We start from the raw sequence: 23,829 nt of genomic DNA, 5'->3' as shown, positions 1-23,829 counted from the left end.
GATCCAATTTTAGGAATGTCTGGAGGAGGCACGGATGCGTTGGGCCCTGATCGGAGCCAGTACGATTGCTCGTCAGTACATGATCGGTGCGATCCGCGCGGAGCGGGGCGACATCGTTCGCGTCCTGAGTTCATCGGCTGAGCGCGCCCGCGACTTCGCGGCTGAACACAAGATCCCGAAATCCGGCGCCGACCTGCAGGAGCTTCTGGCGGACAGCGACGTCGATGCCGTCTACATTTCGACCACCAATGAAAAGCACCTGCCTCAAGCGCTCGCCGCCGTGAAGGCCGGAAAGCATGTGCTGTGCGAAAAGCCGCTGGCGCTGACGCTGGATGATGCGACCGCCATGGTCCGCGCCGCGAAAGAGGCGGGGCTCGTCTTCGCCACCAACCACCATTTGCGTTGCTCTGGAAGCCATCGCGCTGTTCGCGCGCTGATCACCTCCGGCCGGATCGGCCGCGTGCTGTCGCTGCGCCTGCACCATGCCGTCTTCCTGCCGCCGCATCTGCAGGGTTGGCGGATCAATTCGCCCGATGCCGGCGGTGGCGTCATTCCCGATATCACCGTTCACGATGCCGATGTCGCCCGCTTCCTGCTCGGCGAAGACCCGGTCTCCGTTGTCGCGCAGATGGCAAGTTCGGGCCTCGGCGATGGTGTCGAGGATTCGGCCATGTCCGTCTGGACGATGCCATCGGGTGCGATGGTGATGAGCCACGAGAGTTTTACCCATCCCTTTGCCGGTTCGGGGCTTGAGGTGCATGGCACCGAAGGATCGATTTTTGCGAAGGACGTCATGACGCAGAACCCGATCGGCTCAATCGAGCTGGTGACGGCGGCGGGACGCGAGGCAATCGGTTTCGACAATCATGACCTCTATCGGGAGAGCGTGCGCCGTTTCCATGCGGCAGTTGCCGGCGATGGGGAGCCGGCCGCAACCGGTGTCGATGGGGTGAAGTCGCTGGCCGTCGCGCTGGCCGTTCGGGATGCCGCAAGGAAAGGCGTTCGGGTCGACGTCAATTATGGAGATCTCCATTGAGCAAGCTCGTCACCCCCGCCGAGGCCGTCTCGCGCATTCCGGATGGCGCCGTCGTGACCGTGTCGTCGTCCTCGGCGCTCGGCTGCCCGGATTTCGTCCTGGCCGCACTCGGCAAGCGCTTCGACGCCGATGGGCATCCGCGCAATCTTACCATGCTGCATCCGATCGCTGCCGGTGACATGTATGGTGTCAAGGGCATCGACCATATCGCCAAAGACGGATTGATCCGCCGCGTGCTCGCCGGCTCCTATCCGTCCGGCCCATCCAGCCTGCCGATGCCCGAGATCTGGAAAATGGTCGTCGAGGACAGGGTCGAGGCTTACAATGTGCCCTCTGGCATCATGTTCGACATGCACCGCGAAGCGGCTGCCCGACGTCCCGGCGTGCTGACGCGCATCGGTCTCGACACCTTCGTCGATCCGCTTCGCGAAGGCTGTGCAATGAATGAGCGCGCGTCCGCGCATCCGATCGTCAGCCGAGTCGAATTTGCGGGCGAAACCTGGCTGCACTTTCCCAACATCTATCCGGATGTCTGCATCCTCAGGGCCACGACAGCCGATGAGCGCGGCAACCTCACCTATGAACATGAGGGCGCCTATCTCGGGGGGCTCGAACAGGCGATTGCGGCGCGCAACAATAGCGGCCTCGTCATCGCCCAGGTCAGCCGCATGACGGCATCAGGCAGTCTTCGTCCGCATGATGTGCGGGTACCCGGTCATCTCGTCGACCTCGTTGTCCTTGATCCCGAGCAGAAGCAGACCTGCGAGACGCCCTATGATCCGGCGATCTCCGGCCAGATCATGCGGCCCTGGTCAAGCTTCAAGCTGGCCGAACATGGCGTCGAAAAGGTCATCGCTCGACGCGCAGCCCTTGAGCTGAAGGCCGGCATGACCGCCAATCTCGGCTTCGGCATCAGCGCGCAGGTGCCGCGCATCCTGCTGGAGGAGGGGCATCCCGAGGCCGTCACCTGGGCGATTGAGCAGGGCGCCGTTGGTGGCATGCCGCTTACCGATTTCGCCTTCGGCTGTGCCTCGAATGCCGACGCTTTCGTGCCGTCGCCGCAGCAGTTCATCTATTTCCAGGGCGGCGGCTTCGACGTCTCCTTCCTGTCCTTCCTCGAGGTGGACGTCGAGGGCAATGTCAATGTGTCGAAGCTCGGCAAGAAGCCCTATCTGACCGCTGGCTGCGGTGGCTTCGTCGATATCACGGCGCACGCAAAGAAGATCGTCTTCTCCGGCTGGTTCGAGGCGGGCGCCGTTGTAGACCTGACGGAAAACGGCATTCACGTCCGCAGCCCTGGCAAGTTTACGAAGATGGTGGACAAGGTCGAGCACGTCACCTTCTCCGGCAAAAGAGCCCGCGAACAGGGGCAGGACGTGCTCTACATCACCGAACGCTGCGTGATGCGGCTGACGGAGAGCGGTCTCGTCGCGACCGAGATCATGCCGGGCATAGAGCCAGAACGGGATATCGTTGCGGCATCGCAGGGTCGGGTGAGGGTGGCGGAGAATGCGCGGGTCATTTCGACCTCGCTTCTGTCGAAGGATCCGATGGGGTGGGCGCCATGAGTGCCGTTCACCTCCATATCGCCGATGGCATAGCCGAGATCCGACTGGACAACCTGGCGAAACTCAATGCCTTCACAGTCGAGATGCTGCAGCAACTTTCCAGCCATCTCGACCGACTGGACCGCCTGCAGGATGTGCGCTGCGTCATCGTCACGGCCGAAGGCGAACGTGCCTTCTGCGCCGGGGCCGACATCAACGCCTGGGGTGATCTGACGCCCGCCGAATTCGCCCGCCATTGGGTGCGCGACGGCCACCGCATCTTCGATCGTCTCGCACGCCTGTCGAAGCCCGTGATTGCCGCGATGGCAGGCCATGCCTTCGGTGGCGGCCTGGAGCTTGCCGCTGCCTGCGATATCAGGGTCATGGCACCATCCGCCACGATCGCCCTTCCGGAAGCCCATGTCGGCATCGTGCCGGGATGGTCGGGCACGCAACGTCTGGCGCGGCTGCTACCGGAGCCGATCGTGAAAGAGATGGCGCTGTTCGGGCGCCGGATTTCCGCCGAGCGCGCTCATGCTTTCGGCTTCGTGGCCGAGGTTTCGGCAACGCCGGAGGAGGCTGCTCGGAGCATCGCCCAGGCCGTTCTCGGCCTGTCTCCGCGCGCCGTCGAAGTTTCCAAATTCATGATCCATGCGGGACGGGGCGAGGATCGCGATGCGATGATCGAGGCGCTTGGAAGCTCTGCAATTGCTGCCAGCGCCGATCGCGACGAAGGTGTCGCCGCCTTCAGGGCGAAACGCAAACCCGCATTTTCGGGAGAATGACATGAACGACATGACCATGACCGCTGCCGTCGCCCATCCGCTGCCAAAGGTCCCCTTCGAAGGCCGCCACCTGATCAATGGGACGTGGCAGGGCAGTGCCGATGGTGCGACCTTTGACCGGATATCCCCTTCGCACGGCATCGTCGTCAGTCGTTGCGCACGCGGGGGCGTGGCGGAGACGGAAGCTGCGATTACCGCCGCCCGGCGGGCCTTCGACCTGGGCACATGGAGCCGCGCAACCGGCAAGGAGCGCTCGACGTTCCTGCTCAAGGTCGCTGATCTCATCGAGGCCAATGTCGAACGCATGGCGCTTCTCGAAACGCTCGAAAGCGGCAAGCCGATCTCCCAGGCACGCGGCGAAGTCGCCGGCGCCGCCGATCTCTGGCGTTATGCGGCAGCCCTTGCCCGCACGCTGCATGGCGACAGTCACAATTCGCTGGGCGAAGACATGCTCGCCGTCGTGCTGAAGGAGCCGATCGGTGTCGTCTCGATCATCACGCCCTGGAATTTCCCTTTCTGGATCCTCAGCCAGAAACTTCCCTTCGCGCTCGCAGCCGGCTGCACCTGCGTCATCAAGCCCTCGGAAATGACGCCGTCGACCACGGTGATGCTCGGAGAACTGCTGATCGAGGCGGGATTGCCATCAGGTGTGGTCAATATCGTGCTCGGTTTCGGACAGCCGGTCGGTGCGCTGATGGCGGAGCATCCGCAAGTCGACATGGTGAGCTTCACCGGCTCCACCGCCGTCGGCAAGGCGATCAGCGCGGCAGCGTCCAAGACGCTGAAGAAGGTGGCGCTCGAACTGGGTGGCAAGAACCCGCAGGTCGTCTTCCCGGATGCAGACCTCGATGCGGCGGCCGACGCCATCACCTTCGGTGTCTATTTCAACGCCGGCGAATGCTGCAATTCTGGCAGCCGCATCATCGTGCATGAAGACATCGCGGAAGCCCTGGTCGACAAGGTCGTGGCGCTCTCCCGCAAGGTCGCCTTCGGCGATCCGCTCAATCCCGAGACCCAGGTCGGTGCGATCATCTCTGAGGCGCATCAGCAGAAGATCGCGGCCTATGTGCGCGATGCGGTGGCCGCAGGCGCAAAGCTCGCCCTCGGCGGTGAAGCCGTGCGCCACCCAGGACTGCCTGGCGAGTTCTTTGGACCGACAGTGGTGACCCATGTCACCGCCGACATGCCGATCGCTCGCGAAGAGGTCTTCGGCCCGGTGCTCTCGGTCCTGACCTTCAGGACGCTCGAAGAGGCGATCTCACTCGTCAACGACGCATCCTATGGCTTGTCCGCCGGCGTCTGGAGCGAAAACATGCACACCTGCCTGGCCTTCGCGCGCCGCGCAGAAGCCGGCACCGTCTGGACCAACACCTGGATGGATGGCTTCCCCGAAGTCGCCTTTGGCGGCTTCAAGCAGAGCGGCCAGGGCCGCGAGAATGGCCGCTATGGCCTCGATGAATTCCTGGAGATCAAATCCGTCGTGATGCGCATCGGCAAGACCAGGCCGAACTGGGTACGCGACTGACTTCCGGAACGAATGAAAGCAACGCATCAAACAGGAGGAATAACATGCGTAGCCTTTTCAAGACCATGCTGATCACAGGTACCATGCTGGCGGGCACCGCCGGCATCTCGCATGCCACCGACGTCGAGGTGCTCCACTGGTGGACCTCGGGCGGTGAAGCCGCAGCCCTGAACGTTCTGAAGGAGGATCTGAGCACCAAGGGCATCGGCTGGGTCGACATGCCGGTCGCCGGTGGCGGCGGTGAAGCGGCGATGACCGCGCTGCGTGCCCGTGTCACCGCAGGCGATCCGCCGACGGCCGTCCAGATGCTCGGCTTCGACATTCTCGACTGGGCGGAGCAGGGTGCTCTCGGCAATCTCGACGAAGTCGCAACTGCCGAAGGCTGGGACAAGGTCGTTCCGGAAGCACTGCAGAAATTCTCGAAATATGACGGCCACTGGATCGCTGCACCCGTCAACGTTCACTCGACCAACTGGGTCTGGATCAACAAGGCAGCCCTCGATGCAGCCGGTGGCAAGGCGCCCGAAAGCTGGGACGAACTGGTTGCCGTTCTCGACAAGATGAAGGCAAACGGCATCACGCCGCTCGCCCATGGTGGCCAGCCCTGGCAGGACGCGACCGTCTTTGATGGCGTCGTTCTCTCCAAGGGCAACGACTTCTACAAGAAGGCCTTCATCGACCTCGACGAGGCGACGCTCACCGGTCCTGACATGGCGGACGCTTTCGACCGTCTGATCAAGCTGCGCAGCTATGCCGACGACAACTTCTCCGGTCGCGACTGGAACCTGGCCTCGGCCATGGTCATCGAGGGCAAGGCCGGCATGCAGATGATGGGCGACTGGGCCAAGGGCGAATTCCTGAAAGCCGGCAAGAAGCCGGGCGAAGATTTCGTCTGCATCCGCTTCCCCGGAACGCAGGGCTCGGTGACGTTCAACTCCGACCAGTTCGCCATGTTCAACGTTTCGGGCGACGACAAGATCAAGGCGCAGATGGCCATGGCCTCGTCGATCGAAAGCCCGAAGTTCCAGTCGGCCTTCAACGTCGTCAAGGGATCGGTTCCGGCTCGCACCGACGTGCCGAACACCGATTTTGATGATTGCGGCAAGAAGGGCATGCAGGATCTGGCCGAGGCAAGTTCTGCAGGTTCCCTCTTCGGCTCCATGGCCCATGGCCACGCAGCACCGGCTGCCGTCAAGAACGCTGTCTATGACGTCGTGACCAAGGCCTTCAATGGTGGCTTCAAGGATGGTGCAGAGGCCGCCAAGGCGCTCGGCGAAGCCGTCGCTGCAGCCAAGTAACCTCCCCCACCGCAGGCGACGCTCCTCGTCGACTACGGTTTCCGGCGCCATCTGCATCAAGGAAGATGGCGCCGGTCTTTCCATTCCGTAAAGGAGAACCCTCATGACAAGCTCGACCGGGGCTGACTTGCGCACGCGCATTCAGGATTGGCTGCCGAAGGTGGTGCTGGCACCGTCTTTCGCCGTCATTCTGCTGTTCGTTTACGGGTTCATCCTGTTCACCATCTTCCTGTCCTTTACCGGTTCGAAGATGCTGCCGCTCTACACCTTTGTCGGCTTCACCAATTACAGCCGGCTCTGGGCCCAGGAGAACTGGCACATCGCGATCAGCAACATCGCGATCTTTGCAAGCCTCTACATCGTCATCTGCACGGCGCTTGGCCTGACGCTGGCAATCTTCCTCGATCAGAAGATCAGGGGTGAGGGACTGCTGCGCCCGATCTATCTCTATCCGATGGCACTGTCCTTCATCGTCACCGGCACGGCCTGGAAGTGGTTCCTCGATCCGGGCATTGGTCTTGAGCGCATCATGCATCTCTGGGGCTGGGAGAGCTTCTCCTTCACCTGGATCAAGGACAATGACATGGCGGTCTACACCATTGTCATCGCGGCGGTCTGGCAGACCAGCGGCTTTGTCATGGCGATGTTCCTGGCCGGCCTGCGCGGTATCGACAACGAGATCCTGAAGGCCGCCCAGATCGACGGCGCCTCGAGCTTCCAGCTCTACCGCCGGATCGTCATCCCCATGCTGCGCCCGGCCTTCCTTTCCGCTTTCGTCATCCTCAGCCACCTCGCGATCAAGTCCTATGACCTTGTCATCGCGCTGACCGGCGGTGGCCCGGGCCGCGCCACCGAAATGCCGGCGACCTTCATGTATTCCTACACCTTTACCCGTAACCAGATGGGCGTCGGCTCCGCCTCCGCTGTGATCATGCTGATGACCATCGCGGCCATCATGGTTCCCTATCTCTATGCCGAACTGAAGGAGAAGAACTGATGTCCGCCGTCAGCCAGGACACCGCCGTCAGCACCGGTCGCGTCACCCGCGCCTTCATCTATCTGGTGCTTCTCCTTTTTGCGCTCTTCTATCTGCTGCCGCTCTATGTGATGGGCATCAATTCGCTGAAGCCGCTTGCCGAAATCACCGGCGGTAACATGATGGCGTTGCCGCAAACCTGGACGCTGGACGCCTGGCGCTCCGCCTGGTCGACCGCCCAGATCGGCGTGTCGCCGACAGGCCTCAAGCCCTACTTCCTCAACTCGATCCTGATGGTCGTGCCGGCAGTCGCCATCTCGACCATTGTCGGCGCGCTCAACGGCTATGTGCTCACCAAATGGCGTTTCCGCGGCGACACCATCGTCTTCGGTCTGATGCTGTTTTCCTGCTTCATCCCGTTCCAGATCGTGCTCATCCCGATGGCGCTGGTGCTCGGCAAGCTCGGGCTTGCCGGCACGGTTCCCGGACTGGTCCTGGTGCATGTGGTCTACGGTATCGGCTTCACCACGCTCTATTATCGCAACTACTATGCGACCTTCCCGACAGAGCTGGTCAAGGCGGCCCAGATCGACGGCGCCGGCTTCTTCCGCATCTTCTGGCGCATCCTGCTGCCGGTCTCCGGCCCGATCACCGTCGTCTCCGTCATCTGGCAGTTCACCAATATCTGGAACGACTTCCTGTTCGGCGTCTCCTTCGGCGGCACGAGCCAGCCGATGACGGCGGCCCTCAACAACCTCGTTCAGTCCTCCACGGGCGTGAAGGAATACAACGTCCACTTCGCGGGTGCGATCATCGCCGCCCTTCCCACCCTTCTCGTTTACGTCGTCGCCGGGCGCTATTTCGTGCGCGGATTGATGGCCGGTTCAGTCAAAGGATAAGATCATGGGCTTTCTCGACATCCGGAACGTCACCAAATCCTACGGACAGTTGGAAGTTCTGCACCGTGTCGACATCTCGGTGGAGGAGGGCGAGTTCCTTGTTCTCGTCGGCCCCTCCGGCTGCGGCAAGTCGACCCTTCTCGGCATGATCGCGGGGCTTGAAGGCATCTCCTCCGGCGAGATCGCGATCAAGGACCGTGTCATCAACGGGGTCCATCCGTCGAAGCGCAATATCGCGATGGTTTTCCAGTCCTATGCGCTCTATCCCAATATGACCGTGGGCCAAAACATCACCTTCGGCCTCGAAATGCACGGCGTGCCAAAGCCCGAGCGCGACAAGGCACTGCTCGATGTCGCCAAGCTCCTGCAGATCGACCACCTCACCGACCGCAAGCCGGGCCAGCTGTCTGGCGGTCAGCGCCAGCGCGTCGCCATGGGCCGTGCGCTGGTGCGCGATCCCGATGTCTTCCTCTTCGATGAGCCGCTGTCGAACCTTGACGCAAAGCTGCGCGTCGACATGCGCACCGAAATCAAGAAACTGCATGCCAAGCTCAAGCGCACCATCGTCTACGTCACGCACGACCAGATCGAGGCGATGACGCTTTCCACCCGGATCGCCGTCATGAACAAGGGCTACATCCAGCAGCTCGGCACGCCGAAGGAGATCTACGACACGCCGGCCAACGTCTTCGTCGCCACCTTCATGGGAAGTCCGGCGATGAATGTCGTGCCCGCGCGGATCGTCGTTCGTGATGGCACGCCCCATGCCGAAGTCGTGCTGGGCGATGGGTCGAAGAGCCTGCTGGCCTTCAGTCAGCCGAGCCTTGCCACCTGGGACGGGCGCGACATTCTGCTCGGCATCCGGCCGGAGGCAATCACCGATCCCGAAGGCGCCGACCGCAAGTCGCAGAACATCGTCAGCCTGAAAAACCGGGTCATTGTCACAGAACCCGCAGGCTCCGACACCTTCGTCACCATGGGGCTCGGGGGCAAGGACGTGATCGCGCGCATGCGCGCCGATGTCGATATCACAGGCGGTGATGACTTCGAATTCGCGGTCAACATGGAAAAGGCCGTGGCCTTCGACCCCAAGACGGAAGAGCGCATCCGGCCATGAGCGACGCAGACGTCATCATCATCGGTTCGGGCATGGGCGGCGCGACGCTCGCGGCCCAGCTTGCGCCGACCGGTCGACGTATTCTGATCGTCGAGAAGGGCGAAAGGTTGAAGCCTTCCCCCGCAGACCGGGACGCGGACGCGATTTTCGCCAAAGCGCATTTCAGGCCCAAGGAGGAGTGGCTGGATGGCGACGGCCAGCTCTTCAACCCCGGCAATTATTACAATGTCGGCGGCAATTCGAAATTCTACGGTGCGGTGCTGCTGCGCTATCGCCGCGAGGACTTTTCGCCCCTGCGCCACATGGGCGGAACGACGCCCGGCTGGCCGATCGCTTACGACAGCCTGGAACCGTGGTACCAGCAGGCTGAGCGGATGTTCGAGGTTCGGGGAATACTCGGCGAAGACCCGACCGAGCCACCGCATTCTGGAAGTTACGACCACACGCCCGTGCCGGACGAGCCGGTGATATCAGATCTTCGCCGCCGGCTGAAATCTGTCGGGCTGCGCCCGGCATCCCTGCCGCTCGGTGTCGACATCGACAAATGGCTCAAGCATGGGCGCACGACCTGGGACGCCTATCCAGACACCTGCGGCGGCAAGAAGGATGCGGAGACGGTGAGCCTCGCCGCAGCACTGCGTCATCCCAACGTGTCGCTTGCGACGGGATGTGAAGTCACACGCCTTTTGGCGGGTGAGGCTGGTCAGATCACCGGTGTCGAGGTCTTGGAACGGGGCGAGACAAAGGCGCTGACCGCACCGCTGGTCATTCTCTCGGCCGGCGCCGTCCGAAGCGCTGCCATCCTGCTGTCATCGGCCGACGAACGGCATCCCCAGGGTCTCGCAAATCGCTCCGATCAGGTCGGTCGCAACTTCATGAACCACAACTGCTCGGCGGTGCTGGCGCTTCATCCCTTCCGGCGCAATCCGTCGGTCTACCAGAAGACCCTGCTCGTCAACGACTTCTACCTGACCGGCGGACCGAATGGCGAACCGCTCGGCAACATCCAGCTGCTCGGCAAGATCACCGGGCCGATTCTTTCAGCAAGCTCGCCGTTGCCGCGACCGCTCGCCCACTGGATCGCGGATCGTTCGATCGATCTCTATGCCATGTCGGAGGATCTGCCCAACCCGGAAAGCCGCGTGACGGTGAGAGACGGCAGGATCGTGCTCGACTGGAAGCGGTCGAACTGGGAAGGGCATCTCGCTTTGGTCGACAAGCTCAAGCGCCTTCTGCGCAAGGCCGGTTACCCAGTCGTGCTCTCGCGTCCCTTTGACCGGCGCACACCCTCGCATCAATGCGGTACAGCCCGCATGGGGTCCGACCCGGCAACGAGTGTGGTCGACAGCTTCGGCCGCAGCCATGATCATCGCAATCTCTTCATCGTCGACGCGTCGATCCTGCCGACCTCGGCCGCCGTCAATCCGGCACTGACCATCGCAGCACTCGCTCTGCGGTCGGGCCAGCACATCATCGAAACGGAGTTCAAGCCGTGAGCAAGGTCGCACTCATCACCGGAGGCCAGCAGGGCATCGGCCTCGGCATCGCCCGCGAACTCGTAAGCGCCGGCTTCAAGGTTGCCTTGGCGTCGAGGTCGGGCGAAGACGCGCCGCAGGTACAGGCAGCGCTCAATGAACTGGGCGCTGCCGCCATCTATGTTCGCCATGACCTGCAGGACATCGACAACGTTGCATCGGTTCTGGATACGGTCGAGGCCAGTCTCGGCCCTGTCACGACCTTGGTCTCCAATGCCGGCGTGCCCGCCAAGGTGCGCGGCGACATGCTCGCGCTGACGCCAGACAGCTTCGACTTCGTGCTCGGCGTCAATCTGCGCGGCGCCTTCTTCCTCACCCAGGAGGTCGCGCGGCGCATGCTGGCAGCCCCGTCAGACACCTATCGCTCGATCGTCTTCGTGACCTCTGTCAGTGCCAGCATGGCCTCGATCGAACGGGCGGAATACTGCATATCGAAGGCCGGTGCCGGCATGATGGCAGAACTTTTCGCGCTGCGCCTCGCCCCCCATGGCATCGGCGTTTTCGAGCTCAGACCTGGCATCATCGAAACCGAGATGACGGCGGGCGTGAAAGACAAATACACGGCGCGGATCGAGGGTGGGCTTGTTCCGGCAGAGCGCTGGGGCCAGCCGGCCGATATCGGCAGCGTGGTCGTGCCGCTTGCGGAAGGACGGTTTGCCTTCGCAAATGGGGCCGTCATTCCGGTCGACGGCGGTCTGTCGCTCGCGCGCCTCTAGGAGATTTTCATGCGGCAAGCTTTTGATTTCATCATTGTGGGTGGCGGTTCGGCAGGCTCGGTGCTGGCGGCCCGGCTGTCGGAAAATCCCGATTTTAACGTGCTCCTGCTCGAAGCGGGAGGCCGCGACTGGCATCCCTTCTACCATCTGCCGGCAGGCTTCGCGAAGATGACCAAGGGCATCGGCAGTTGGGGCTGGAATACGGTTCCGCAGCGGCACATGAACAACATGGTGATCCGCTACACACAGGCGAAGGTGATCGGCGGCGGCTCCAGCATCAACGCGCAGATCTACACGCGCGGCAACGCGCTCGACTATGACGACTGGCGCCAGATGGGCTGTGAAGGCTGGTCCTACGAGGACGTCCTGCCTTATTTCCGCAAGGCCGAGGACAATGACAGCTTCGACAACCGCTATCACGGCAAGGGCGGTCCGCTCGGCGTCAGCAAGCCGTCGGCGCCGCTGCCGATCTGCGAGGCCTATTTCAAGGCCGCAGCCGAACTCGGCATCCCCTTCAACGGCGACATGACCGGCGAGAAACAGGATGGCGTCGGATACTACCAGCTGACCCAGCGCAATGTCCGCCGCTCCTCGGCGTCGATTGCCTATCTCAACCCCGCGCGCAAACGGCCCAATCTCACCATCCGCACCGACGCACAGGTGCTGAAGCTCGTGGTCGAGAACGGACGCGCTGTTGGCGTCGAGCTTGCCGGCGAAGGCGTGATCAGGGCCGAACGGGAAGTGCTGCTCTCATCGGGCGCGATCGGCAGCCCGCGCCTCTTGATGCTGTCGGGCATCGGTCCTGCCGACCATCTGACCTCGGTCGGTCTGCCCGTCGTTTTCGACCAGCCGGGCGTCGGCTCCAATCTGCAGGATCATCTCGATCTCTTCGTCATCGCCGAATGCACCGGACCGCATACCTATGACCGCTATGCCAAGCCGCATCTCTCGGTGCTCGCCGGCCTTCAATACCTGCTGACCAAGAGCGGTCCCGTCGCCTCCAGCCTCTTCGAAACCGGCGGCTTCTGGTATGCCGATCCCGAGGCCCGCTCGCCGGATATTCAGTTCCATCTCGGCCTCGGGTCCGGCATCGAGGCCGGTGTCGCCGCCATGCCGAATGGTGGCGTGACGCTGAACTCCGCCTATCTCCGTCCCCGGTCGCGCGGCACCGTCCGTCTCGGCTCGGCCGATCCGCTTGCAGCCCCCTTGATCGATCCCAACTACTGGGAGGATCCCTATGATCGCGAGATGTCGATCCGGGGTTTGAAGATCGCCAGAGACATCATGCGCCAGGATGCGCTGAAGCCTTTTGTTCTGGCCGAGCGCCTTCCTGGCCCGGACGTGCAAAGCGACCAGGACTATTTCGACTATGCCTGCCGTCACTCGAAGACCGACCACCATCCGGCCGGCACCTGCCGGATGGGGTCAGATCCGTCAGCGGTCGTTGATCCGCGCCTGCGTTTCAACGGCATCGAAGGACTGCGCGTCATCGATGCCTCGATCATGCCGACGGTCGTTTCGTCCAACACCAACGCACCAACCATCATGATCGCCGAAAAGGCAGCCGACATGATCAAGGCGGATCACGGAGCAGCGCCATGATCCGTCACATCGTGCTCGTTCGTTTCCAGCCGGCGGTTTCATCCGCTGTCATCGACGACCTCTTCGCAGAGCTGCATCAGATCGAAGGCAAGCTGCCGGGCCTGCTCTCGATCACGTCAGGGCGCAGCGAAAGCCCGGAGCGCATCGAACGCGGCTATCTGCACGGCTTCGTTGCCGATTTCAGCAACTGGGAAGCACTCGAAGCCTATCAGCAGCACCCGGATCACAAACGCTTCGGCGCCCGTCTGGTTGCCCATGCCGAGGGTGGTCTCGACGGCATCCTCGTCTTCGACCTGCCCGTCCAAACTGAGGGATCTCCAACATGATTGCATTACCCACCCCCGATGGCCGCATCGAAGACTACCGCCTCACCGGGACGCCGCTCACACCGCGCGCCCCGACCCGTCCGCTGACCCGCACCGCCTTTGCCGCCGCCCATGTCGTCTCCGACCCGCTCAGCGAACGCAATCCCTGGGACACGCGACCGGCGGTCGATTGGGAGGGCACACTTGCCTTCCGCACCTCGCTCTGGGATCAGGGCCTCGGTCTTGCCGAAGCCATGGACACCGCCCAGCGCGGCATGGGCGTCGACTGGCCGACGGCGCTTGAACTGATCCAGCGCACGATGGTGGCGGCGAAGGCGCATCCGATGAAGCCGCGCGTCGCCTGCGGGGCCGGCACCGACCACGTGGCGCTTGCCGACCTCACGACCGCCGACAAGATCGCCGGTGCCTATCAGACCCAGGCCGAGGCCATCGAGGCGGCTGGCGGACAGCTGATCCTCATGGCCTCGCGTGCCTTCCCCGCCATCGGCGCAGGTCCTGACGTCTATCGTTCCGTCTATCGTCGCCTGATCGATGGCGCCCGCGAACCCGTCATCCTGCATTGGTTGGGCGACATGTTCGATCCGGCGCTGAAGGGCTATTGGGGCAGCGAGAACGTCGCCGTCGCCAGCGACTTCGTGCTCGACCTGATCGGCGAGAACCCCGGCAAGGTCGACGGCATCAAGATCTCGCTGCTCGACCAGGCGCATGAAGAGGCGTTTCGCGCCCGCCTGCCGGAGGGTGTTCGTCTCTACACGGGCGACGACTTCAACTATGCCGACCTGATCGCCGGCGATGGCAAGCATTATTCCCATGCGCTGCTCGGCATCTTCGCCGCCATCGCGCCGGCTGCCTCGCAGGCGCTGGATGCGCTCGCGGCCGGTGACTTGGAGACCTATCACCGCCTGCTGAAACCGACCGTGCCGCTCAGCCGCGAGATCTTCCGCGCGCCGACGCGTTTCTACAAGGCTGGCATTGCCTTCCTCGCCTGGCTGAATGGCCACCAGCGGCACTTCATCATGCCGGCGGGCTTCCAGTCGAGCCGCGACATCGTCCACTATGCAGAGGTCTTCCGGCTGGCCGACCAGGCAAATCTGCTTGCCGATCCTGAGCTTGCCGTGAGAAGGATGCGGGTCTTGCTGGAATTGCACGGGGTATATTGAGAGGCATGGAGCGTCGGCCGACGATCATCGATGTGGCGCGTGTGGCGGGGATCTCCAAATCCACCGTCAGCCTCGTCCTGCAGAACAGCCCGCTGGTCAAGGATGAGACGCGTCGCCTCGTGCGCGAAGCGATGGACAAGGTCGGTTATGTCTACAACCGCGCCGCCGCCAACCTGCGCTCCTCGAATGTCGGCCTCATCGGCCTGGTCATCAACGACCTGCGCAACCCGTTTTTCACGGAATTTGCGACCTCCCTGCAGATGGCTCTGTCCGCGCGGGGTTATGCCACGGTGGTAGCCAATACCGACGAGGATCCGGCGGTCCAGGCGCAGGTCGTCGGCGCCATGATCGAGCACGGCGTCTCTGCCCTAGTTCTGTCTCCCGCCTATGGCGATGAGGGCGGCACCTTTGACGCCATTGCGCGTGGCGGCATTCCCACCATGCAGGTGCTGCGCAAGGTCGATCCGCGCGTCGAGCAGTTTCCCTTTGCCGCCCCGGACTACCGTCTCGGCAGCCTTCTCGCGGCGCGGCACCTCCTCACGTTCAAGCCGAGCCGAATCGCGTTCGTCGGTGGACTGGCGGACCGCGCCGTCACGCGTGAGCGCATGTCAGGCTATTTCGAAGCCCTGGCCGAAGTCGGGATGGAGCCGTTCGTTCTCTCCGGCCGGGCGAGCCGCGCCTTCGGCCGGGAGGCCGCAGGACAACTCGTGCGGACGCATCCGGAGATCGATGCGGCGATCTGTTTCAACGATCTGGTGGCACTCGGCATGCTCTCGGGCTTTGCCGAGCGTGATCGCAAGGTCGGGCGAGATTTCCAGATCGTCGGCTTTGACGACATCGAGGAATGCAGCCAGGTGTTTCCCGCCTTGTCGACGGTCCATTGCGGGGTCGCCGAATTTGGCCGCAGCATCGCGGCAACCGTGCTCGCCTGGCTGGAAGAGGGCCAGCGTCCGCAGCCGGAGACCCTGACAGGGGTGGAACTGGTCGTGCGGAACACGAGCGGTGAAAGACGAAACGCATGATCGACCACCCGGAACAGTTTTTGCGAACACTCTTCGACCGCGCCGTCGAAGTGGCAGACCCCATGCGATCGCTGAAGGATTTCCTGCCCGAAAAGCCGAAGGGACGCGTGATCGTCATCGGCGCCGGCAAGGCAAGCGCCCGCATGGCCGAAGCTGTCGAAGCCGCCTGGGGTCCCTGCGAGGGCCTGGTCATCACCCGCTACGGCTATGGCCGTCCATGTCGCGGGATCGAGATCGTCGAGGCCGCCCACCCGGTACCGGATCAGGCTGGCCTGGATGCAACCGCACGCATGTTGTCTCTGGTCGAGGGGCCGCGTGAGGGGGATTTCGTTCTTGCGCTGATTTCCGGCGGCGCGTCTGCGTTGCTGGTCCAGCCGGTTCCCGGTGTGTCGCTTGCGGAAAAGCAGGCGGTCAATCAGGCGCTCCTGGCCTCCGGCGCGCCCATCGACCGGATGAACACGGTCCGCAAGCATCTGAGCCAGGTCAAGGGCGGGCAACTGGCCGCCGCCACCTGGCCGGCGGATCTGCTCGCGCTGATGATTTCGGATGTGCCCGGCGACGATCCGGCCTTTATCGGCTCCGGCCCGACGGTCGGTGATCCCTCGGCACCGCAGGATGCACTAGCCGTAATCGATCGCTGGCAGGTTGATGTCCCCGCCTCGGTCCGGCAGGCACTGGCGGGGGCATCCGGCGTCGTGGGGCCCGACGATCCTCGGCTCGCGCGGACCCGCAATGTCATCTATGCCGCGCCACGGCAGTCGCTGGAGGCAGCGTCAAGCCTCGCCCGCCAGCATGGTTGCCATGTGCGCCTGCTCGGCGACGCGCTCGAAGGTGAGGCGCGAGAGGTTGCCGAGATGCAGGCGAAAGAGGCGCTGGCATTGCAGGCAGCCATGAAGGCAGGCGATCCGCCGATCCTGCTTCTGTCCGGCGGCGAACTGACCGTTACCCGGCGCGGTGATGGCATCGGCGGTCCCAATGCCGAATTCTGTCTGGCGCTGGCACTGGCCCTCGACGGTGCGTCCGGCATCCATGCCTTGGCCTGCGACACGGATGGCGTCGACGGCGCGGCCGAAGTTGCGGGTGCCGTTATCGGACCGCAGACGCTGACGACCGCAGACAAACAGGGGGCCGATCCCCGGCTCGCTCTTCATCGAAACGATGCCCATTCCTTCTTCGCAACGCTCGACGCGCAGGTGGTCACAGGTCCGACGCTGACCAATGTCAACGACTTCCGTGCCATCCTGGTTCAGGCGCCGGTGGTCTGATTGAACGCCTTTGCCCATGGCAGGCTGCCTCTTCCCCCGGCAGCCTTTTCAATGCCGGTGGCTGTCACATGACCTTTTCGAACTGAAATCCCGCACTGTCCGGCAGATTGTCCGGTTCGGGATGGTTCGGATCGGGGTAGTGTGCATGGAAGAAGGCGGTAATCTTGAAACCGCACTTGTTGACGTAGAAGTGGATGTTTCGTCTTTCGAAATAGGGCGTATGCGTCGTCCAGACGATGGTCTGCGGATAACGTGCTTCGATGGCAAGCCAGGCCTTGTGGCCCAGGCCAAGCCCGTGCTCGCCCACTTTTAGGAAAAACAGGTCCAGCGAATTGTGATGGGTTTTTTCGTCAATGGTCACCACGGCGCCGCCGACCTTCCGGCCGTCGCAGACGATGCGCAGCACCTCGGCACCCGGGTTGTTGAATGATGTGTCCAGATCCTCGTCGGAGGGAATGGGTCCGTCCGGCAGAGCCTCGAACTCCTCAATGACGGCGATGGCAAACGCGTCCTGAAGTTCCCGCTTGAAGTCCGCAAGATCGCTCGGATCGGCGGTGGTCAGGCTCACACTGTAACTGGACATCTGTTTCTCACGTCATTCTTCAAGGTAGGGTCGAACATGATCGAGGGCCGGCGGACACTCCGCCGTCCTCGATCGTACTCAAGGCCGATAGCGCGAGACGATTGAGACTGAGTGGAAGCTTCGTGGAGATCGTGTGGAAGCGGCCCTGGGCACTCTCAGGACGCAGCGGGCTGCAGGGAAGGCCCATGTCTATGCCGTTCGGGATCAGGCAGCCGGCTTTCCGAGCGAGATCTCGAACAGCGCGCCGCCCTTTGCCGAGGGTGCGTAGCGGACCTTGCCGCCATGCGCCTCGACGATTGCCCGCACCACGGACAGGCCGAGACCGTTTCCGCCCTTTTCCAGCGAGCCGGATTGACTGCCTCTTCTAAATGGTTCGAAAGCCGAAGCCGCAAGGTCGCTGTCGAGCCCAGGTCCTTCGTCCGCCACCTGCAATATCGTCATGTCCCGCTCGACCTTCAGGCTCACCTCTATGAGCCCGCGACGTGCGTAGCGACGGGCATTGGTGATGAGTGCCAGCAGGACCTGCCGAATCCGCATCGCATCAACAGGGACATGGATATCGGCAAGCCGAAGCCGCAGCTCGAAGCCTTCTGCTTGAAGCTCGGGTTCAATAACCCTCGCCAGCCGCTCGATCTCGTCCTTCAAGCGGACCGGTTCGATGCGAAGATCAAGGTGTCCGCTGTCCGCCAGCGTCACTGTGCGCAGGTCTTCCACCAGGCGCGCGAGCGAATCCACCTGCAGGACCAGCGCATTCAGGGATCGCTCATCGGGTTCGAAGAGACCGTCGATCATCCCCTGCAGGCGGCCCTTGAGGATGGTCAGCGGGGTGCGCAGCTCATGGGCGATCGTGGCGTTCCACAGCGTCATATCGGCCGCCATGTCCTGCAGGCGCTGGGCCATCGCATTGAAGTCATCGACGAGAAGGGCGGTCTCCCCCAGCGAGTGGTCACCGGGATTGGCGCGGGCCGACAAGTCGCCATCCTTGATGCGCCTCGCGCTGATCGCCAGCGATTCCAGGGGTGCAAGAATGCGGCGCGCGAGCCGGATGGATGTGAATGCCGCAACCACGAGGGCAACCAGGATCAGCCCGGACAAAACCATGAAGTCGAATGCGGTCAACCAGCTGTCGGTCTCGTCAGACCACGGCGAGAAGTAGAACAGGATCGTGAAAGCGAGGTAGGTACCGAAAAAGACGAGCACTCCGGCCGCCACTGTCATGAACGACATGGCGAGCAGAATTTGCCGGCTGAGCCCCCTCTTCAGCATCAACGATCCACCGCCAGGCGATAGCCGACGCCTCTGATGCTTGCCAGCAGTCCCTCGCCACCCGCCTGGTCGAGTTTCTTGCGCAGCTTGCTGAGATGACTGTCGATGGTTCGATCCAGCGCGTCCGAACCCGGCAGACACGCATCGACAAGTTCACTTCGTGAGAAGACCTTGGTGGGCGTCCGCGCCAGATGCGCCAGAAGCCGGAACTCGGTCAGGGTCAGCGAGAGGGGTATCGTCTTCCCGTCCTTTTCGATCTTTGCCTGATAGCTGTCGAGATCAATCGACAGAGCTCCGGTCCGGATCATCGGCCCTTCTTGGCTGAGGCCCGCGCGACGCAGGACGGCCTTTGCCCGTGCCACGACCTCGATGGGATTGAACGGCTTGACGATATAGTCGTCGGCACCGATCCGCAGACCTTGCAAACGATCGACATCTTCATCGAGGGCGGTGATCATGATGACCGGGGTGCGGCCCCTTCGCTGGATCTCGGCCAGAAGCTCCCAGCCATCCAGCCTCGGCATCGTGATGTCGGCGAGAACGATATCCGGCTTGAGTGACCGGTGGAGTTCCAGCGCGACATGTCCGTCTCGGGCATGCACCGTTCGGAATCCCTCACGTGTGAAATAGGCTTCGAGAATTCCGGCGATTTCCAGATCGTCTTCTGCGATCAACACAAGTTCTGCCATGGCCATCGAGCTCCTTGCGGATTCAATGCCATCGAAACGGGGCAGGGTCGAGTGGGCAGGTGCCGCCTCCACACCATCGCAACAAAACCTCCACAAAGCGCCAATGCAGCTCTTCTAGAGGAAGGCTGTCTAGGCATCTTCTCGAAGAAATGGGTGGTGGAAACCGATGCGGCGGAGATTTCGTTTTTGGAGTGTCGGCATCCTGTGCTTGCCACTGGCGCTTCTGAGCGCCTGTAGTGACAGGTCGGATGCCGGGGCGAATGCGCAGGCCGATACGGAGCCGGCGCGCGTCAGCGTCATCACCGTCCATCCGGAGGCCGTGACCGTCTACGACGAACTGCCAGGCCGCGTGTCCGCCTTGCGGACGGCTGAAATCCGCTCGCAGGTGAACGGCATCATCCAGCAGAAGCTCTTTGTCGAGGGCGCGTTCGTCCAGGCGGGCACACCGCTCTTCCAGATCGATCCGGCCCCCTTTTCGGCCGACGCCGATGCCGCGGCCGCTGTCTTGGCCCGGACGGAAGCCGAAGCGCTGAACGCCAACCTGAAGTTTGAGCGGGCCCGAGTGCTGTCTGCGCAAAAGGTCACCAGCGACGAAGCGTTCAACAATGCGACAGCCGCTTTGGCGCAGGCCAAGGCAAGCGTTGCCGAAGCGAAGGCCAATTTGGCGCGGCGAAAGCTTGAATTGTCCTATGCAACCATTCGCAGCCCGATCAGCGGCATCATCGGCCAGTCTTTCATGAGCGAGGGCGGGCTCGCGTCCTCGTCCGCGACCTCGCCTCTCGCCGTGGTCCAGCAGATCGATGAGGTCTATCTGGACGTTCGTCAGTCTGCCATGACCCTGGAACGGTTGCGGGAGACAGCGTCAGGCGTGGGGATCAGCGATCCGGACGTGCTGCCGGTGATCATCAGGACAATTACCGGAAAACCGCACGGCCATCCCGGCAAAGTCGTGTTCTCCGATATCTCCGTCGATGCTGCCACGGGTAGCCTCGGCATCAGGATCCTCGTTCCCAATCCGGAAGGACAGCTGCTTCCCGGCATGTTCATTCGTGCGCAGGTTCCGCGCGAAGTGTACAGCGCAGCGCTTCTCGTGCCGCAGGAGGCGGTCACGCGTGACCTTGCCGGACAGCCCCAGCTCATCCTTGTCGGTGCAGACAAGACCGGCGTGAAACGCACGGTCGTCTTGGGTTCGCTGGTCAATGGCAGATACATCGTCGAGAGCGGCCTTTCAGCAGGCGAGACCGTCGTGGTGCTGGGTCAGGACCGGGTCCAGGAGGGGCAACCCCTGGAGCCGTCGCCTTCGCAAAGCACGCCCGAAGAGCACAGCTGAGGATTGACGATGCCGCAGTTTTTTATCGACAGACCGGTTTTCGCCTGGGTCATCGCGATCTTGATCGTGGTCGCGGGGCTTTTTTCCATTCCACAGCTTCCGGTGTCGCGGTTCCCCGTCATCGCGCCGCCCAGCGTATCGATTACCGCCACCTATACCGGTGCCACGCCCCAGGTGATCAACGACAGCGTCACCAGCGTGATCGAGCGCGAGATCTCCAGCGTCAAGAATGTCCTCTATTTCGACTCGTCCGCCGACTCGTCCGGATCGGCCAGCATAACCGTGACCTTCAAGCCGGGAACCGATCCGGAACTGGCGCAGGTGGATATTCAGAACCAGCTGAAGGCGGTGGAACCCCGTTTGCCCGAGCAGGTGCGCCGCGCCGGGCTGAGTGTTGAGTCCGCATCCTCCGGCTTCCTGATGATCGTGTCCTTGAAGTCGAAGGACGGTTCCATCAACGCCCTGTCGCTGGATGACTACCTCGCTCGCAACATCGCGCCGGAACTCAAGCGTATTTCTGGCGTGGGGCGTGTCCAGTCCTTCGGTTCGGAAGCGGCGATGCGTATCTGGATCGATCCCGCCCGGCTGCTGGATCATTCGATTTCGCTCTCCGAAGTCACACAGGCGATCCAGGCGCAGAACATCCAGGTTGCGGCCGGACGCGTGGGCGATGCCCCGGCGGTTCCCGGACAAAAAGTCAGCGTGCCGTTGAATGTGAAAGGTCAGTTGCAGACCCCTGAGGAATTCGCACAGGTCATTCTCCGGTCGAGCCCGGACGGCTCCCGCCTGACCTTGGGCGATGTCGCAAAGATCGAGATCGGGTCACAGGCGTCGAGCTTTTCCATTCTCGACGGCGGCAAGCCGGCGACTGCGGCAGCCATCCAGCTGGCACCCGGTGCAAACGCCGTCACCACATCGAGCGGGGTGCGGGCGCGTCTGGCCGAACTTGCCCGCTCCATGCCGGCCGGGCTTGACTATGCCATCTCCTATGACACGGCACCTTTCGTGAAGATTTCGATCCAGAAGGTGGCACAGACCCTGGGCGAGGCCATGATCCTCGTCTTTCTGATCATGCTGCTGTTCCTGCAGAACATTCGCTACACCCTCATTCCCGCCATTGTCGCGCCGATCGCGCTGCTCGGCACATTTTCCGTAATGCTGGCGATCGGTTACTCGATCAATGCCTTGACCATGTTTGGCATGGTCCTCGCGATCGGCATCATTGTCGACGATGCCATCGTGGTCGTCGAGAATGTGGAACGGCTGATGAGCACCGAAGGCCTGTCGCCGAAAGAGGCGACACGCAAGGCCATGCGGGAGATCAGCGGCGCGGTGATCGGCATCACGCTCGTCCTGACCGCCGTGTTCCTTCCCATGGGGCTGGCATCCGGCTCAGTCGGCGCGATCTACCGTCAGTTCACGGTCTCGATGGCGGTATCGATCCTGTTTTCGGCCTTCCTGGCACTGACCCTGACGCCAGCGCTCTGCGCAAGCCTGCTGAAGCCTCTCAGCCCGGATCACCATTCGCGAAAGGGCTTTTTCGCAGCGTTCAATCGCGGCTTCGACCGGCTGACACTGGGCTATGCCGACTGGGTGGCTGTCCTGGTGCGAAAGACCGGCCGAACGATGTTGGTCTATCTGGCGATTCTCGGCGCAGTCGCTTTCGGATACAGCACTTTGGCGACCACCTTCGTGCCGGAGGAAGACCAGGGGTCATTCATGACCTCCTTCACCTTGCCGGCCGAGGCGACGGCGGAGCGCACCCGTGCGGTGGTGAACCTCTTTGAGGAGCATGTGCGCAGCCGTCCGGATATTGCCAACAATCTCACCATCATGGGGTTCGGTTTTTCGGGCTCCGGACCGAACACGGCCATGTCTTTCACGACCCTGGCCGACTGGCACCAGCGCAAGACCACGGTGGATGAGGAACTGACTGCGGTGTCGTCAGCCATGGGCGCTGCGCGTGAGGGCCAGATCTTCAGTCTGAAGCCACCGGCGATCGATGAGCTCGGCACGACATCAGGGTTTTCGCTGAGGCTTCAGGATCGCTCCAATCATGGAGAGAAGGCATTGGCAGCGGCTGCCGAGCAGTTGACACAGATGGCGGCGGCAAACAGCTTGCTGAACGACGTCCGTGTCGATGGCCTTCCCAGTGGTCCGAGCGTCACCCTGAACGTCGATCGCCAGAAGGCAAGTGCGCTCGGCGTCTCCTATTCCACGATCAGCGACACGCTGAGCGGCGCCGTGGGCTCGACCTATGTGAACGACTTCCCGCGCGACGGACGGCTGCAGCAGGTCATCGTCCAGGCGGAACCGGCAAGCCGGATGCAGGTCGACGACATCCTGGCGCTACACGTCCGAGGTGAGACGGGCAGGATGGTCCGTCTGTCGGAAATCGTCACGCCGGAGTGGTCGACGATTCCGCTTCAGGTCACCCGCTACAACGGCTACCTCTCGGCAAGCATCTCAGGTTCCGCTGCACAGGGTGTCTCCAGCGGCAAGGCGATGGATGAAATCGAGCGGCTGGCAGCCTCTCTTCCCGAGGGCTTCGCCGTCGAATGGACGGGTCAGTCGCTGCAGGAACGCCAATCCGGCGCGCAGGCCCCAATGCTGATGGTCCTGTCCTTCTTCGTCGTCTTCCTGGTGCTGGCAGCCCTTTACGAAAGCTGGACCGTGCCGCTTGCGGTCATGCTCGTCGTGCCGCTCGGCATCATCGGTGCCGTGATCGCGGTTCATCTGCGAGGCCTGGAGAACGATGTCTTCTTCAAGGTCGGCCTGATCACGCTGATTGGCCTGTCCGCGAAGAATGCAGTCCTCATCGTGGAATTTGCCCGCAAACGCCAGATGGATGGCCAGAGCCTTGCCGACGCCATCGTCGAAGCCGCCAGACTGCGCCTGCGTCCCATCGTGATGACATCGCTCGCGTTCACCTTGGGCGTGGTGCCCTTGGTGATCGCAAGAGGCGCAAGCTCCGAAACCCAAAATGCCATTGGAACCGGGCTCTTTGGCGGAATGATCTCCGGCACGATTCTGGCCGTGGTGTTCGTCCCGGTCTTCTACGTCGTCGTCGCACGGTTTGGCCGCCGTCATGGGCGGCAGAAGGCGGCAAGCAACGAGGCCTGATCCGGCCCGCCGACGAGTTGCAGCCAGCA

Annotated in this window: 20 protein-coding genes; 17 read left to right on the top strand and 3 right to left on the bottom strand. The window is 62.7% G+C overall.

Annotation, left to right across the window (positions count from 1 at the left end; genetic code table 11):
• Nucleotides 1–34: 34 nt before the first annotated feature.
• The 15 genes from DFO46_RS14400 (at nt 35) to DFO46_RS14330 (ending at nt 16,809) form a co-directional block, all read left to right on the top strand.
• On the top strand, nt 35–1,036 hold the full coding sequence (locus DFO46_RS14400; protein ID WP_120277766.1) for a Gfo/Idh/MocA family oxidoreductase: 1,002 nt from the start codon (nt 35–37) through the stop codon (nt 1,034–1,036).
• A complete protein-coding gene (locus tag DFO46_RS14395; protein ID WP_120277765.1) occupies nt 1,033–2,604 on the top strand; it encodes a CoA-transferase in 1,572 nt (523 codons plus the stop codon). Before DFO46_RS14400 ends, DFO46_RS14395 begins: the two co-directional genes overlap by 4 nt.
• The gene (locus DFO46_RS14390; RefSeq protein ID WP_120278264.1) at nt 2,601–3,368 is read left to right on the top strand and encodes an enoyl-CoA hydratase/isomerase family protein; all 768 of its coding nucleotides are present in this window, start codon (nt 2,601–2,603) and stop codon (nt 3,366–3,368) included. Before DFO46_RS14395 ends, DFO46_RS14390 begins: the two co-directional genes overlap by 4 nt.
• Before the next feature lie 10 nt (nt 3,369–3,378).
• Nucleotides 3,379–4,893, top strand: coding sequence for an aldehyde dehydrogenase family protein (locus DFO46_RS14385; protein WP_245422618.1), 1,515 nt, complete (start codon nt 3,379–3,381; stop codon nt 4,891–4,893).
• Between the two features lie 44 nt (nt 4,894–4,937).
• Nucleotides 4,938–6,191 carry an ABC transporter substrate-binding protein gene (locus DFO46_RS14380; RefSeq protein ID WP_110789862.1) on the top strand — a complete coding sequence of 418 codons (1,254 nt, stop codon included), beginning with the start codon at nt 4,938–4,940 and terminating at the stop codon, nt 6,189–6,191.
• 103 nt (nt 6,192–6,294) lie between these two features.
• Nucleotides 6,295–7,188, top strand: coding sequence for a sugar ABC transporter permease (locus DFO46_RS14375; protein ID WP_120277763.1), 894 nt, complete (start codon nt 6,295–6,297; stop codon nt 7,186–7,188).
• On the top strand, nt 7,188–8,066 hold the full coding sequence (locus DFO46_RS14370; protein ID WP_110789860.1) for a carbohydrate ABC transporter permease: 879 nt from the start codon (nt 7,188–7,190) through the stop codon (nt 8,064–8,066). Before DFO46_RS14375 ends, DFO46_RS14370 begins: the two co-directional genes overlap by 1 nt.
• Before the next feature lie 4 nt (nt 8,067–8,070).
• Nucleotides 8,071–9,183, top strand: coding sequence for a sn-glycerol-3-phosphate ABC transporter ATP-binding protein UgpC (gene ugpC / locus DFO46_RS14365; RefSeq protein ID WP_120277762.1), 1,113 nt, complete (start codon nt 8,071–8,073; stop codon nt 9,181–9,183).
• Nucleotides 9,180–10,679 carry a GMC family oxidoreductase gene (locus DFO46_RS14360; protein WP_120277761.1) on the top strand — a complete coding sequence of 500 codons (1,500 nt, stop codon included), beginning with the start codon at nt 9,180–9,182 and terminating at the stop codon, nt 10,677–10,679. Before ugpC ends, DFO46_RS14360 begins: the two co-directional genes overlap by 4 nt.
• Nucleotides 10,676–11,434 (top strand): 3-ketoacyl-ACP reductase, encoded by a 759-nt coding sequence (locus DFO46_RS14355; RefSeq protein WP_120277760.1) that lies wholly within the window; start codon nt 10,676–10,678, stop codon nt 11,432–11,434. Before DFO46_RS14360 ends, DFO46_RS14355 begins: the two co-directional genes overlap by 4 nt.
• 9 nt (nt 11,435–11,443) lie before the next feature.
• Entirely contained in the window at nt 11,444–13,036 is a 1,593-nt protein-coding gene (locus DFO46_RS14350) for a GMC family oxidoreductase N-terminal domain-containing protein (protein WP_120277759.1), read from the top strand.
• Nucleotides 13,033–13,362, top strand: coding sequence for a Dabb family protein (locus DFO46_RS14345; RefSeq protein ID WP_120277758.1), 330 nt, complete (start codon nt 13,033–13,035; stop codon nt 13,360–13,362). Before DFO46_RS14350 ends, DFO46_RS14345 begins: the two co-directional genes overlap by 4 nt.
• The gene (locus DFO46_RS14340) at nt 13,359–14,522 is read left to right on the top strand and encodes a dihydrodipicolinate synthase family protein (RefSeq protein ID WP_120277757.1); all 1,164 of its coding nucleotides are present in this window, start codon (nt 13,359–13,361) and stop codon (nt 14,520–14,522) included. Before DFO46_RS14345 ends, DFO46_RS14340 begins: the two co-directional genes overlap by 4 nt.
• Before the next feature lie 5 nt (nt 14,523–14,527).
• A complete protein-coding gene (locus DFO46_RS14335) occupies nt 14,528–15,544 on the top strand; it encodes a LacI family DNA-binding transcriptional regulator (protein WP_120277756.1) in 1,017 nt (338 codons plus the stop codon).
• Complete coding sequence (locus tag DFO46_RS14330; protein ID WP_120277755.1) at nt 15,541–16,809, top strand: glycerate kinase; 1,269 nt, start codon at nt 15,541–15,543, stop codon at nt 16,807–16,809. Before DFO46_RS14335 ends, DFO46_RS14330 begins: the two co-directional genes overlap by 4 nt.
• Before the next feature lie 64 nt (nt 16,810–16,873).
• Here the strand turns inward: DFO46_RS14330 and DFO46_RS14325 are convergent, their stop codons facing one another.
• The 3 genes from DFO46_RS14325 to DFO46_RS14315 all read right to left on the bottom strand — a co-directional run bounded on the left by DFO46_RS14325 (nt 16,874) and on the right by DFO46_RS14315 (nt 19,347).
• Complete coding sequence (locus DFO46_RS14325; protein ID WP_120277754.1) at nt 16,874–17,392, bottom strand: GNAT family N-acetyltransferase; 519 nt, start codon at nt 17,390–17,392, stop codon at nt 16,874–16,876.
• 204 nt (nt 17,393–17,596) lie between these two features.
• On the bottom strand, nt 17,597–18,658 hold the full coding sequence (locus DFO46_RS14320; protein ID WP_183041901.1) for an ATP-binding protein: 1,062 nt from the start codon (nt 18,656–18,658) through the stop codon (nt 17,597–17,599).
• Complete coding sequence (locus tag DFO46_RS14315; RefSeq protein ID WP_110790362.1) at nt 18,658–19,347, bottom strand: response regulator; 690 nt, start codon at nt 19,345–19,347, stop codon at nt 18,658–18,660. The genes DFO46_RS14320 and DFO46_RS14315 overlap by 1 nt, the downstream gene beginning before the upstream one ends.
• A 166-nt stretch (nt 19,348–19,513) precedes the next feature.
• On the opposite strand from DFO46_RS14315, the gene DFO46_RS14310 reads away from it, so the two are divergent.
• Nucleotides 19,514–20,677, top strand: coding sequence for an efflux RND transporter periplasmic adaptor subunit (locus tag DFO46_RS14310; protein WP_120277752.1), 1,164 nt, complete (start codon nt 19,514–19,516; stop codon nt 20,675–20,677).
• A 9-nt stretch (nt 20,678–20,686) separates the two neighbouring features.
• Nucleotides 20,687–23,800: a multidrug efflux RND transporter permease subunit gene (locus DFO46_RS14305; protein WP_120277751.1), complete on the top strand. Its 3,114-nt coding sequence runs from the start codon at nt 20,687–20,689 to the stop codon at nt 23,798–23,800.
• Nucleotides 23,801–23,829: the final 29 nt, after the last annotated feature.

Origin of the sequence: Rhizobium sp. AG855 (genome assembly GCF_003610655.1) — a bacterium.
Classification (GTDB): domain Bacteria; phylum Pseudomonadota; class Alphaproteobacteria; order Rhizobiales; family Rhizobiaceae; genus Allorhizobium; species Allorhizobium wuzhouense.
The sequence above is the reverse complement of the archived record's forward strand: the minus strand, read 5'-3'. Positions and strand labels throughout refer to the sequence as shown.

What these genes read in the sequence shown, in the direction of transcription:
- DFO46_RS14310 (WP_120277752.1), top strand. Translation starts at nt 19,514, where the DNA reads ATGCGGCGGAGATTTCGTTTTTGGAGTGTCGGCATCCTGTGCTTGCCA.
- DFO46_RS14370 (WP_110789860.1), top strand. Translation starts at nt 7,188, where the DNA reads ATGTCCGCCGTCAGCCAGGACACCGCCGTCAGCACCGGTCGCGTCACC.
- DFO46_RS14400 (WP_120277766.1), top strand. Translation starts at nt 35, where the DNA reads ATGCGTTGGGCCCTGATCGGAGCCAGTACGATTGCTCGTCAGTACATG.
- DFO46_RS14320 (WP_183041901.1), bottom strand. Translation starts at nt 18,658, where the DNA reads ATGCTGAAGAGGGGGCTCAGCCGGCAAATTCTGCTCGCCATGTCGTTC.
- DFO46_RS14345 (WP_120277758.1), top strand. Translation starts at nt 13,033, where the DNA reads ATGATCCGTCACATCGTGCTCGTTCGTTTCCAGCCGGCGGTTTCATCC.
- DFO46_RS14340 (WP_120277757.1), top strand. Translation starts at nt 13,359, where the DNA reads ATGATTGCATTACCCACCCCCGATGGCCGCATCGAAGACTACCGCCTC.
- DFO46_RS14315 (WP_110790362.1), bottom strand. Translation starts at nt 19,347, where the DNA reads ATGGCAGAACTTGTGTTGATCGCAGAAGACGATCTGGAAATCGCCGGA.
- ugpC (WP_120277762.1), top strand. Translation starts at nt 8,071, where the DNA reads ATGGGCTTTCTCGACATCCGGAACGTCACCAAATCCTACGGACAGTTG.
- DFO46_RS14335 (WP_120277756.1), top strand. Translation starts at nt 14,528, where the DNA reads ATGGAGCGTCGGCCGACGATCATCGATGTGGCGCGTGTGGCGGGGATC.
- DFO46_RS14385 (WP_245422618.1), top strand. Translation starts at nt 3,379, where the DNA reads ATGACCATGACCGCTGCCGTCGCCCATCCGCTGCCAAAGGTCCCCTTC.
- DFO46_RS14380 (WP_110789862.1), top strand. Translation starts at nt 4,938, where the DNA reads ATGCGTAGCCTTTTCAAGACCATGCTGATCACAGGTACCATGCTGGCG.
- DFO46_RS14375 (WP_120277763.1), top strand. Translation starts at nt 6,295, where the DNA reads ATGACAAGCTCGACCGGGGCTGACTTGCGCACGCGCATTCAGGATTGG.
- DFO46_RS14330 (WP_120277755.1), top strand. Translation starts at nt 15,541, where the DNA reads ATGATCGACCACCCGGAACAGTTTTTGCGAACACTCTTCGACCGCGCC.
- DFO46_RS14360 (WP_120277761.1), top strand. Translation starts at nt 9,180, where the DNA reads ATGAGCGACGCAGACGTCATCATCATCGGTTCGGGCATGGGCGGCGCG.
- DFO46_RS14305 (WP_120277751.1), top strand. Translation starts at nt 20,687, where the DNA reads ATGCCGCAGTTTTTTATCGACAGACCGGTTTTCGCCTGGGTCATCGCG.
- DFO46_RS14390 (WP_120278264.1), top strand. Translation starts at nt 2,601, where the DNA reads ATGAGTGCCGTTCACCTCCATATCGCCGATGGCATAGCCGAGATCCGA.
- DFO46_RS14350 (WP_120277759.1), top strand. Translation starts at nt 11,444, where the DNA reads ATGCGGCAAGCTTTTGATTTCATCATTGTGGGTGGCGGTTCGGCAGGC.
- DFO46_RS14325 (WP_120277754.1), bottom strand. Translation starts at nt 17,392, where the DNA reads ATGTCCAGTTACAGTGTGAGCCTGACCACCGCCGATCCGAGCGATCTT.